Source organism: Anaerolineae bacterium, from assembly GCA_013178015.1.
In the GTDB taxonomy this organism is placed as follows: domain Bacteria; phylum Chloroflexota; class Anaerolineae; order DRVO01; family DRVO01; genus Ch71.
Map to the genome: position 1 here is coordinate 125,759 of JABLXR010000002.1, position 11,461 is coordinate 137,219.

Consider the following 11,461-nt stretch of genomic DNA (forward strand, 5'->3'; position numbering starts at 1 on the left):
AGGCCAGCCACTCCACCCGACCCAATGTTCACCGCTCCGCTATTGTATTCCTGGGCCGCCGCTAGGGCCAATGCTGCGGGGGATGAGGCGTTGATAGAACCGCGATGCCGCTGAGGCTACGCTGATGTGCGTTGATCCTTCATTGTGGGTTCTTTCTGATCAGCGGGGATCAGCGTTCTGTGGTGGGTGCCAGGGTCCAGATCTGATCCTCGCTGCCTATGGCGCAGGCCAGGCGGTAGCGGCAGCCTTTGCACTGATCTTCGCCGGGGCAGGAGCCGCGCGTGGGCAGTAGGTGGCCGCGCTCGGCCAGTTGCTGGACCAGACTGAGCGTCTCCCGGGGTGAGCGCCCCAGCTCGCGGGAAGCCTGGTCCAGTCGGCGGCTTCTGCCGTCCGACACCAGTGCCAGTAGGGCCGCCAGCGCCTGCTCATGGCGGCGGCGTTCGTAGGGTGCCACCAGGCTGGCGATCAGGCTGGTGATGGGCACGGCCAGCACCAGTCCGATGCTCCCCACCAGGGTGCGCACGATCTCTTCCGTAATCGGCTCCCGGTTGAGCCGGCGCAGGAGAGGCTCTTGGTAGATGCTGAAGACCATCAGAAGCGGAAGGGAAGCGCCGACGTAGGCCAGGACCAGGGTGTTGGCCGAAGCCGAGATGTGGTCTCGCCCGATGTTGAGGCTCCGCCGGAACAACTCCATCCAGGGGAGGTCGGGGTTGGCCCGCTCGAGCTCGAACACGGAGGACGACTGGCTCACGCAGATATCGTCCAGCACGCCCAGGGCGCCTATGATGATGCCGCCCAGTACGATGCCTCTCAGGTTGACGGTGGGGCCCAATTCCATCAGCAGGTAGGTGCTCTCTTCCGAGCCGAAGCCCGTCAGACGGGTCCAGTCCACGAACACGGAGGCCAGCAAGCCGGTGACGAGGAGGCTCAGCATCATGCCGGCCACAGCGGCGTGCGCCTTCACGTTCCAGCCGAAGACCAGGTAGGTGGAGACGGTGAGCAGAACCAGGGCGCCCAGGAGACTGACGGTGAGGGGATCGTCCCCGGCCATGATGCGGGGAACGATGAACCCGAAGATGACCAGCACGCTGAAGGCTGTCCCCGCCAGGGAGCGAAGGCCCTTGCTCCATCCGACCAGCACCACGAGGACGGCGAAGATGGCGAACACCCAGAAGAGGGCCGTGCTACGCACGTAGTCCGAGATGAACAGATGGTCGCCCTCGGGCCCGGAGACGCGGCTTAGATAGACCCGGTCGCCGGGGCGGAAGAACTTCTGCTCGCTGGTGGTATTGATGACTCCCTCTTCTACCACCACCTCCTGCCCCCGGAGGGAGCCGCTCTCCACCAAGACCAGTAGCTTCTGGTAGCCGCTCAGGGTGCCATCGCCGAGATCGCGCATCCCCTCTTCCTGAACCTGGATCACCCGAGCGGTCAGGATCTCGGCACCCTGGCCGCCATCTGCCCCGTCGGGCCGACCCGTGGTCCTGCCTGGACCGACGAGCACCATCAGCAACAGGCCCAGCATCAGCGCCACCGTCAGGGCCATGACCAGGGCCATGGAGCGGTCCATTCTCGGCATCGTTCTGCTCCCCCCAGTGCTTGCCGCAGGCGACACGGTAGAACGATCTGACTCCGTAGGCAAACGGATGACGCCGGCGGGACGCTGACTCGCGTCCTTGCTCCCTCTGTCTCTTCCTTTCTGATCAGCGGGAATCAGCGTAGTATCAACGCAGGCCAGCGTTCTACATCAAGGCAGCAGGGAGGAGCTATGTCGGCGGCGGCGAGCGACGCGATCGCCAGCGAGTCCACGGGCAGCGCTGACCTGCAGGAGCTACGGCGACCCATCCGCTCGGGCCTCTGCCTGGTGGTTCTGAGCCTGACGTGGATCTGGATCGCGGCGGAGATGACTGTGCAGGGTGTACCTCCGCGCCTGGAGCCAGGCATTCCGCCTGCCATCATGATGGTCAGTGCCACGGTCACACTGCTTGCCACCGGGCTGCCGGAGAGGTGGCGGACTGGGATATTCCTGCTGGGCATGGGGTCGGCTCTGGCCGTTGGCTACTACCTCTCGGGGAACCCGGTGTGGGTGTTCTACCAGTCCCTGGTGGTGAGCGTGTCGCTGTTGCTCGCCGGGCCGGCCGTGTCGGCGGTCTTGGCTGCCGGGTTGACCGCATTCGCCCTCGCCGCCAGCCGCGAAGGATCAGCCCAGTCGGCGCTGCTAGTGGTGCACGCCCTGGGGCTGCTGTGGGCCACGTTGGCCATCTCCTGGCTGTCCTCCACCAATCTATACACGGTGCTCCGGTGGGCCATGGAGAGCCAGGCGCGCGCGTGGCGCACCGCCACCGAGGTCACCCGCAGGCGGGAACAGCTTCGCCGAACGCTAGACTCACTCCGACACGCGCACGCTGCCCTCAGCCGCACCACCCGGGAGCTGGAAGAGGCCCGGCTGGAGGCAGAGGAATCTCGGCGGGTGAAGGCCCGGTTCCTGTCCAACATCAGCCACGAGCTCCGCACCCCCCTCAACATCATCGTGGGCTTCGCCGAGATCCTGTGCTTCTCGCCGGAGACCTACGGCGACTTCCCTTGGCCTGCCTCCCTGCGCGACGACCTGATGACCATCTGGCGCAATGCCGAACACCTGCTTCAGATGATAGATGACGTGTTGGACTTGGCGCAGATCGAGGCAGCCCGGCTCCCGGTCATGCCGGAACCCACCGACCTAGGGCAACTGATTAGGGATACGGCGGTCACGGCCAGCGGCCTCCTCAAGGACTCCAGGCTGGACCTAAGGGTGCGGCTGCCGGGCCACCTGCCGATGCTAGAGCTGGATCGCACTCGGGTGCGGCAGGTGCTGCTGAACTTGATCAACAACGCCGTCCGGGCCACACGGGAAGGGTTCATCGAGGTGAGTGCTTTCGCTAGTGAGGAGCAGGTGACGGTGTGCGTGCGGGATTCGGGCGAGGGCATACCCCCGGACCGACTGGAGGTGATATTCGAGGAGTTCGAGCAGGTGGATACGTCTCTGCGCCGCCCCCACCAGGGGGTGGGGCTGGGCCTCGCCATCTGCCGCCAGTTCATCCGTCTGCACGGCGGGCGGATATGGGCCGAGAGCACACCGGGCCAGGGCAGCGCCTTCTACTTCTCCCTACCTCTCCCTGGGCGGCGGGGGGCAATGCAGCCGCCTGTTCCTCGGCGGGCCTGGCCGCAGCGTCCCCAGGGCCGCGAGGACCGAGCTAGCGTGGTGGTCCTGTGTCGCGACCAGTTGGTAGGCCGGGTGCTGGAGCGGCACGCCGAGGAGGTGGAGGTGCTGCGGGCGACCACGGTGGAGGAGGCTGCCTCGTTGGTCCGTGAACGCCACCCGGACATGGTCTTCGTGGCGGTGGAGACGACGATTGGGGCTTCGGAGTACTCCGGTCGGCCGCTGGAGGAGGCCGCAGCTCAGGCCCGGGAACTGCTGGCGCTGGCGGCCCCGGCGGAGCTGCCGGCGCTGGTGGCGGGCTTCCCCACCGAGCGGCGGGCGGGCGCGGCACTGGGGGTGGAGGAGTTCCTCATCAAGCCGGTTACCCCGGAGCAGGTGGTAACGGTGGTGCGCCGGTTGTGCGGCGACCCCGGGAGGCTGCTGCTGGTGGACGACGAGGCCGACATGCTGGCCCTCCTGGAGCGCATCGTGCACAAGGAATGGCCCCAGGTGGAGACGCTGGCGGTCTCCTCGGGAGAGGAAGCGCTGGCAGCGCTGGACGGCTTCCGGCCCCAGGCTATCCTGCTGGACCTGCTCATGCCAGGCATGGGAGGGGTCGAGTTCTTGGCCCGGATGAAGGCCAGGGACATGGGCGTCCATCCGCCGGTGGCGGTGGTGACCGCGCGCGGTCCCGCCCAGGATCTGTCGGCTCTAGGGCAGGCGGAGATGCGGCTGATCCGAAATGCCGGCCTCACCGCGGGCGAGATGGTGCGGGTGCTGGAATCGCTGGCCAAGGCGCTCCCAGCACGCTACGTCGGCGGTGATGCGTGATACGTGATACGTGACGCGTGATAGACAGCAAGCAAGGCATATCACGTATCACGTATCACGCATCACGTATCACGCGTCACGTATCACTTCGCTCAGACAGTCTAGGAGCTGCGTGGCCCGAATAGGCTTGCGGAGGTAGGCGGTGGCGCCGAGGGATCGGGCCAGCTCGGGCTCGTCGAGGACGGAGCAGACCACTATCGGTATCCGGTGCAGTCGGGGTTCGGCCTGAAGCTGCTGCAGGATCTCCCAGCCGTCCACATTGCTCATCATGAGGTCGAGTATCACCACGTCGGGCATCAGGTCGGCGATGCGGGGGAGGGCGGTGGTGCTGTCGGAGAGCGGGACCAGCCGGAAGCCTCGTCCAGCCAGGTAGCGGGTGAAGAGCCGCACGGCGTCTTCGTTGTCCTCCACCAGGGCCACGAGCACTTCCTGATCGCCCGAGGGGAGGAGCAGGTCCAGGGTGAACCCGGCTTCGTCTTGCCGTAGGGTGACCTCCGCCCGCTGAGCCTGGGCCAGGGTCTGAACCGGCTCCGGAGGGGAGGACACACGAGATGCGGGGTCAGGGGCGGCTGGTAGCCTGGCGACGCACCTGAGACGGGCCTGGCGACCGTGGGGGACCAGCTGGACGTTCACCTCGCCGCCCGCGGCTGAGCGCACGGCGAATGACAGCGTGGCCAGAATGAGCTGGCGGAGCAGGGCGGGGTTGCAGAAGACGTGGGCCGAGGTCGGATGCTCATCGGCGATCAGCCGGACCCCGGAACCCTGGGCCAGGGTGCGGATAGGCCCCAGGACGCCCTGAAGCACCTCGGCCACATCCACACCGCGGCGATCCGAGGACACGCGCGAGATCTCCTGTAGCAGAGGGTTGTCGCCGGCATCGGCGGGGACAGACTGAGGGCTCGGCTCGCGCTGAAGGGAGAGGGCTATGGCTTCTAGGGCCTTCCGCTGCTCCCTGAGCACCTGGCGCCGGCCCAGGAGCAGCTCGCTCTCCACTTCGCTGAGCTCCTTGCCGAGGATGTAGCGCCGGTGGAGGACGGCGTACGGGCGCCAGGCGGGGTCGGAAATAGGGGTGTCGGGGCGGGGGCGGAGCTGCTGGATGGCGGCGGCCAACAGGCGGCGCAGCTCCTGGACGGCGGAGACAGGGTCGGTGCCGGGGCTGATGTTCAGGCGGTCCAGTAGGGGATGGCGGACCAGGTAGGCCTGGTCGTAGTAGTGAGCCAGGGCGTCGCGAAGCTGGGCAAGGAGCGCTTCCGACTCGGCTAGGGACTCGAGATCGCTCATGTTGTCACCATTCTGTCATCGGCGTGTCACCTGCCGGCGTATGGGCGGGGTGGCCAGGTGCTATGATTATAGCAGGCGTCTTCCGCAGGCGGGTCACGGGGTGAATCCGTAGCCCGGCATCTGCCATCCTGGTCTTGGTGAGGAGGGAAGCAATGCAGCGCCGAGTGTCGAGACGAGGGTTGTTGAGGGGTGTGGGAGCTATGGCGGGCGCCGGGGTGTTGGCTGCCTGCGCCGCCGCCCAGCCGGCGCAGGTGGCCGAGGCGCCTGGTGCGGCCGAGAGTGGTGTGCCGGCTGCCGCGACCACGGGCCCAGTGGAGATCGGATTCTACGAATGGGGTGACATCAACGATACCTGGATCGCGGAGCAGACGATCGCGGACTTCCACGAGGCATATCCGGACATCAGGGTACGGCTTCAGCAGCCGGTGGGCAGCTACTACGAGAAGCTTCAGACTGCGTTGGCCGGAGGAGTAGCTCCGGAAGTCATCAACTGCCAGACTTGGCGGTTCCAGCAATACGCAGGCAAAGGTTCCCTTGCCCCTCTTGACGAGTACCGCGCTCGTGATGACTGGAATCGACCCTGGCCGTCGGCGTATGAGAGAGTCTACGACCCACAGACCAAGTACCGGGGTAAGCTGTACGGTTCGCCATGGAACATGAACGCGATGGTGATATTCTACTCCAAGGAGGCGTTTGACAAGCTCGGGCTGGACTACCCGACTGATGACTGGACTCTAGACGAGTTCAAGGGGATCGCTGAGGCGCTGACCCACGAGGACAACGGGGTGAAGTACTACGGTTACCAGACCAACACGTCATACGAGCGCCTAGCTTGCTGGATGCGCCTGGATGGCGATAAGGAGTGGGACACCGAGGTTGACCCGCATGAGGCGCGGTGGGATCAGCAGTCCATTATGGACGCCCTGAACTACCAGCTCTACGAGGTGATGAACACGGCTAGAGTGAGCCCCACTCCTGCCGAGATGCAGGGAGGGACCAACACGCTCCAGACCGGCAACGTGGCCATGAAGATGGAGGGGCCCTGGTTCCTGCCGCAGATGATGGGCCCGCAAGCCAAGAGAGAAGGTGGCACGCCCTTCGATGTGGTGCTGCTCCCCAAGGGCAAGGATGGCAACCGAGCACACATGTGCTTCGGTCATGTGCTCACCATGAATGCCGCTCGTGAGAACAAGGATGCGGCTTGGGAGTTCATCAAGTTCTCCGGCGGGCCTGACGCGCAACGGCATGTTGCCGAGGGCGGACGGCAGCCGGGCGTGCTCGAGGACATCGGTGCTGTCTGGGCGCCGCTGGCGCGCGAGCAGTACAGCTTCGAGAACACGGATGCGTTCAGCAAGGGCTTCGACACGGGCATAGTGCACCTGTGCTTCGAACTCAGCGACACCTACTTCTACAACGAAGTGCTGAAAGCCACGTTTGATGCCATGGTCGCGGGCGATGCTACGGCCTACGAGTTGATGCCGGAAGCCAATGACACCATGCAGAAGATCATCGACGACTACTGGTCACGACAAGTATAGCAAGTGATCGGGACAGGCCCGAGTGACGCGGCTCTGTTGGGTGTAGCCTGGAGAGCCGCGCCGCCCGGGCCGCTCTTGGCGCCTCTACGGACTGTGCGAGGTTGACGAGTAGTGAAGCAGCTTGGGACGGTTGCGGCTGGGAGGCGGATCGGACACGGCCTGCTGTGGCAGGAGGCGAGGGACGGGTGGCTGTTTGCGGCCCCCTTTGTCTTGGGATTCCTCATATGGTGGGCATTCCCGATGGCCTACTCCATCGTCCTCGTCTTCCAGGACTGGGACCTGCTCACTCCCGCCAGGTTCGTGGGGCTCGCCAATCTGGAGAGGCTGCGCCTGGATCCGAAGGTCCTCGTATCTCTGTGGAACACGGCGTACCTGACGTTTGTCGGCGTGCCGCTGCAGCTGCTATTGGCCTTGGCCCTGGCGCTTGCCCTGAACGTCAAGTTGCGCGGTATAGCCGGGTATCGGACCGTCTTCTACCTACCCTCCATTACCCCGGCAGTAGCGTCTGCAGTGGTGTGGTTGCAGATACTGCATCCTGAGTTCGGCATCCTTAACAACTTCCTGGAGCAGTTCGGCATCTCGCGCGTGAACTGGCTCTTCGATACACGAGCAGCCAAGCCCGCACTGATATTCATGTCCCTGTGGGGTGTGGGCGGGGCCATGGTGATATTCCTGGCGGGCCTACAAGGCATCCCAGAAGAGCTATACGAAGCAGCCGTACTCGATGGGGCGGGCTGGTGGAGCAAGTTCATCAGGGTGACCATGCCTCTGCTCTCCCCGTTTCTGTTCTTCCAGATGATCATGGGCGTGATCAACGGCTTCCAGGCCAACTTCACTACCACCTACATCATGACGGGGGGAGGCCCACAAGACGCCACGTTGGTCACGGTGTTGTATATCTACCGTAACGGATTTGAGTACTTCAAAATGGGTTACGCGGCCAGCCTAGCCTGGATGCTGTTCTGGATCATTATGTTCTTCACGCTGATTCAGTTCCTGTTCGCCAACCGGTGGGTTTACTATGAAGTCGGGCAGTAGGCTCGCTGACGTGCCGCTTCCGGTGGCTTGCCGGCCGAGTTCGGGCGCGGGAAGGAGAGTCATGGCGCAGGTGAGCCGAGGAGCGGAGCCTCTCCTCCGAGGCGGTGCTCAACCGTCCTGGTGGCGATCCGCACGCCTCAAGGCGCGCCTAGGGCACGTCTTGCTGCACGTGGTGCTGATCGTGACCGGGTTCACCTTTCTGGTGCCGCTGCTATGGGTGGTAGCGACTTCTCTCAAGGCGCCAAACCAAGTATTCACCTACCCTATCCAATGGATCCCCCGCGAACCGCAGTGGGTGAACTACTCCAGTATGCTCACTCTTCTGGAGATCGCCGGGCGCCCAGCGTTACTGGTGTTTGTGAAGAACACAGTGATTGTTGCCACGGCCGCCATGCTAGGCACCATCTTCTCCAGTCTGCTTGTTGGCTATTCGCTGGCAAGGTTGCGCTGGCCGGGCCGGTCACTGGTGTTCGGCCTGGTCCTAGCCGTGATGATGCTTCCCGGCGTAGTCACCCTCGTGCCTCTATTCCTGATCTTCAGAGACTTGGGCTGGCTCGACACGTTTCTCCCCCTTATCGTGCCCTCCTGGTTTGGCTCGGGGTTCTTCATCTTCCTCATGCGCCAGTTTCTCACTGGGCTCCCGATCGAGCTGGAGGAGGCGGCAAGAGTAGATGGAGCCGGCAGTCTGCGCATCCTTCTGAGAGTGGTAGCCCCTCTTTCCAAGCCGGCCATGGCCACAGTAGGGATCTTCTCGTTTCTCGGTCACTACAATGAGTTCATGGGTCCTCTCATCTACCTCGACTCCAACAGCAACTACACGCTTGCTCTAGGTCTGCGCATGTTCCAAGGTCGCTACGGCGACCGCTGGCCCATCGTCATGGCCGCGTCCACGATCATGATCGCGCCGGTCATAGTGCTTTTCTTCTTCGCGCAGAAGCAGTTCATTCGGGGCATTCAGCTAGGCGGTCTTGCTGGGAGGTGAAGCCTTGCCAATGACAACGCCGCGTGGCCACACTCTGCGGTCTATTGCAGTGTCCGGTGACTGGACCAGAAGCAGATCCTGGTTGCCTACGCAGGGTGCAGGGGACCTACATGCGTAACCAGAAAGCGTCTGTGGTGCAGAACACCTTGAGAGCGATGCTCTTCGACAGCCCGGAGTGGATTCCGTGCGTGGTGTCGATTATGCCTGCTACCTGGATCCGGTACGGCGAGGCTGTCGAGGAGATAGTTCTGGGCCACCCAAGGCTCTTCCCACACTACCGCGAGGGCGACTTCAGGCGTATGGAAATGCCTCGCCAGTACAAGGCAGGACGGTGGGTAGATGTCTGGGGTACGGTCTGGCACAACATCGAGGAAGGGTTGGATTCCATACCCGTGGAAGAGGAAGCGCCGCTGAGGGACTGGGCAGCTTTCGATAGCTACCAGCCGCCCGATCCGTTGGCACGGACCGATCTTGTTGGCGACCCCATAGACTGGAGCGCTCGCGGCATGGCCATCCAAGAGACAAAGCAGAAGGGTGGCTTGGCAACAGGTGGGCTGAGTCATGGCTTCATGTATATGCGCCTGTTCTACCTGCGCGGTTTCTCCAATCTCATGATGGATATGGCAACCAGGGATCCGAGATTGGATGCTTTGATAGACATGGTGCGGGACTACAATCTCCGCCTAGTGCACAAGTGGATCGAGATTGGCGTCGAGATGCTGTCTGGCGGTGATGATCTCGGCCTCCAGAGGTCCCTCCCGATCAGCCCCAGTGATTGGCGCCACTACATCAAGCCCTGCTACGAGGCAGTAGTTGGGATGTGTAGGGACAATGATGTGTACTTCTACCTACACAGCGATGGCCACATCCTTGAGGTAATCCCGGACCTGGTAGAGTGTGGGGTCACTATCATCAATCCTCAGGTACGCGCAAACGGGTTGGAGGGGCTCAAGCGAGTTGCGAAGGGGAACGTATGCGTGCACTTGGACCTCGACCGACAGCTCTTCCCTTTCGCCACGCGCAGGGAAATCGAGGCGCATATCCAGGAGGCCATCGACGCGCTCAACGGGCCCAGAGGCGGCCTGATGCTTCACGCTGAGTGCGAACCCGACGTACCTCCAGAGACCATTCGCACAATAGTAGAGGCACTCGAGCGGTGTGGGTGTGGGCCTATGCGCTAGCATCACCATTTCTCACTGGAACGAGCTCCTGCGGCCCCTCATATACCTCAATCAGCGCAGCGAATTCACTCTCAGCCTGGGCCTGCTCTCGCTCAGGAGCCAGTACAGCACCGACTTCAGCGCCCTCATGGCCGCGTCCTTCCTCGTCTTGCTCCCCGTGTTGGTGCTGTTCTTCGTGGCACAGAAATACTTCGTACAGGGCATAGTCCTGAGCGGCATCAAGGGCTAGACCCAGTCCCTGTGTCCCCCCTGTACCTGGCCCGGCTCAGGGCAGAGGGGCGATCCTCCGCGTCCGCCCTGCAAGAAGCTGCGGCGTGCTGGGCAGCGACCTCGACCACCCTCACTGTAGCGGTCTGGCCCGCCCCATACGTAGACTTGCTGCACCAACTCAGCGGTTCCCTCATCAGTGCCCCGCGCTGTACAATCTGGCAATGGCTGCCTCCGTCCTGACGGCACGATGCGGGCGTTCGACGTGTTCCAGGTGGCCGGGTTCAGTTGCCCAAGCGGCTCCGGCGACCTGGCTTGGCGGAGAGATGGGCTCTGTGGCCCAGATGCCGGGGCACCGTATGGTTATGGTGCACAGACCCAGAGGCATGGACAGTGCTGACCGACATGTGTGGGACAGCCCCTGTCTCTTCCTCTGTGTCTCCATTTCCCTGTGGCAATCTCCGAAGGTAGGGAGAAACAGACATGAGCGAGCACACGGCACCGAGAGAGCGGGCCCGGTACGGGGCGGCGGCCCACCTGGGGGAGCGGGGGAAGCTGCCCACGCCCTTTCCCCGAGAGATGGGTCCCAACTGCGCCAAGTACCTCCAGGAGGTAGTGGACTCGGGGCTCACGGTGGACATGATGGGGCGCTTCGAAAGAGCCTTTGCCCAGAAGCTGGGGGTGAAGCACTGCATCGGCACCCCCGGCTGCACCCCGGCCCTGGCCATACTGGCGGCGGCCCTGGACTTCGAGCCGGGGGACGAGATCATCGTTAGTCCCATCACCGACTACGGCACCATCCAGGGGCTTTGTGTCGAGAACTACATCCCCGTGTTTGCCGACACCGAGCCCGGCAGCCCCAACCTGAGCGCCCGTACCATCGAGCCCCTGATCAGCGAGCGCACCCGGGCCATCCTGTGCGTGCACAAGACCGGACTCATCTGCGACATGGACCCCATCAACGAGTTGGCGGCGCGGCACGGCCTGTTCGTGTACGAGGATGCCTGCCAGGCGGTGATGGGCCGCTACAAGGGCAGGCTGGCGGGGACGCTCTCCCGGGCGGGGGGTTTCAGCTTCGACCCGGAGAAGACGCTGGGGTCGGACACGGGCGGGTGTGTGGTCACGGACGACGATGAGTTGGCGGAGCGGATGCGCTTCATCGGCCAGAGCCGGGGGGCGCAGATGAAGGAGCACTTCGGGAGGCTGCACACCGAGCGGGGCTATG

At 63.7% G+C, this 11,461-nt stretch carries 9 protein-coding genes; 7 read left to right on the forward strand and 2 right to left on the reverse strand.

Going from position 1 to position 11,461, the window contains the following annotated elements:
* Positions 1 to 169 precede the first annotated feature (169 nt).
* Positions 170 to 1,579, reverse strand: coding sequence for a YibE/F family protein (locus HPY83_01330; GenBank protein ID NPV06586.1), 1,410 nt, complete (start codon positions 1,577 to 1,579; stop codon positions 170 to 172).
* A gap of 189 nt (positions 1,580 to 1,768) precedes the next feature.
* Between HPY83_01330 and HPY83_01335 the strand changes: the two genes are divergently transcribed.
* Entirely contained in the window at positions 1,769 to 4,009 is a 2,241-nt protein-coding gene (locus HPY83_01335) for a hybrid sensor histidine kinase/response regulator (protein NPV06587.1), read from the forward strand.
* Between the two features lie 69 nt (positions 4,010 to 4,078).
* Here the strand turns inward: HPY83_01335 and HPY83_01340 are convergent, their stop codons facing one another.
* Positions 4,079 to 5,290 carry a response regulator gene (locus HPY83_01340; GenBank protein ID NPV06588.1) on the reverse strand — a complete coding sequence of 404 codons (1,212 nt, stop codon included), beginning with the start codon at positions 5,288 to 5,290 and terminating at the stop codon, positions 4,079 to 4,081.
* 152 nt (positions 5,291 to 5,442) lie between these two features.
* Here HPY83_01340 and HPY83_01345 point away from each other — a divergent pair, with 152 nt between their 5' ends.
* From HPY83_01345 to HPY83_01370, 6 genes are all read left to right on the forward strand, one after another.
* Positions 5,443 to 6,828: an extracellular solute-binding protein gene (locus HPY83_01345; protein NPV06589.1), complete on the forward strand. Its 1,386-nt coding sequence runs from the start codon at positions 5,443 to 5,445 to the stop codon at positions 6,826 to 6,828.
* A 240-nt stretch (positions 6,829 to 7,068) separates the two neighbouring features.
* Positions 7,069 to 7,866, forward strand: a complete 798-nt coding sequence (locus HPY83_01350; GenBank protein ID NPV06590.1) for a sugar ABC transporter permease — start codon at positions 7,069 to 7,071, stop codon at positions 7,864 to 7,866.
* Positions 7,867 to 7,927: 61 nt separating this feature from the next.
* A complete protein-coding gene (locus tag HPY83_01355) occupies positions 7,928 to 8,848 on the forward strand; it encodes a carbohydrate ABC transporter permease (GenBank protein NPV06591.1) in 921 nt (306 codons plus the stop codon).
* Between the two features lie 110 nt (positions 8,849 to 8,958).
* Positions 8,959 to 10,029 carry a hypothetical protein gene (locus HPY83_01360; protein NPV06592.1) on the forward strand — a complete coding sequence of 357 codons (1,071 nt, stop codon included), beginning with the start codon at positions 8,959 to 8,961 and terminating at the stop codon, positions 10,027 to 10,029.
* On the forward strand, positions 10,007 to 10,258 hold the full coding sequence (locus HPY83_01365) for a hypothetical protein (protein ID NPV06593.1): 252 nt from the start codon (positions 10,007 to 10,009) through the stop codon (positions 10,256 to 10,258). The genes HPY83_01360 and HPY83_01365 overlap by 23 nt, the downstream gene beginning before the upstream one ends.
* A 461-nt stretch (positions 10,259 to 10,719) precedes the next feature.
* On the forward strand, positions 10,720 to 11,461 hold a 742-nt coding region (locus HPY83_01370), incomplete at its 3' end, for a hypothetical protein (GenBank protein NPV06594.1).

What these genes read in the sequence shown, in the direction of transcription:
- HPY83_01340 (NPV06588.1), bottom strand. Translation starts at nt 5,290, where the DNA reads ATGAGCGATCTCGAGTCCCTAGCCGAGTCGGAAGCGCTCCTTGCCCAG.
- HPY83_01355 (NPV06591.1), top strand. Translation starts at nt 7,928, where the DNA reads ATGGCGCAGGTGAGCCGAGGAGCGGAGCCTCTCCTCCGAGGCGGTGCT.
- HPY83_01350 (NPV06590.1), top strand. Translation starts at nt 7,069, where the DNA reads ATGGCCTACTCCATCGTCCTCGTCTTCCAGGACTGGGACCTGCTCACT.
- HPY83_01345 (NPV06589.1), top strand. Translation starts at nt 5,443, where the DNA reads ATGCAGCGCCGAGTGTCGAGACGAGGGTTGTTGAGGGGTGTGGGAGCT.
- HPY83_01335 (NPV06587.1), top strand. Translation starts at nt 1,769, where the DNA reads ATGTCGGCGGCGGCGAGCGACGCGATCGCCAGCGAGTCCACGGGCAGC.
- HPY83_01330 (NPV06586.1), bottom strand. Translation starts at nt 1,579, where the DNA reads ATGCCGAGAATGGACCGCTCCATGGCCCTGGTCATGGCCCTGACGGTG.
- HPY83_01360 (NPV06592.1), top strand. Translation starts at nt 8,959, where the DNA reads ATGCGTAACCAGAAAGCGTCTGTGGTGCAGAACACCTTGAGAGCGATG.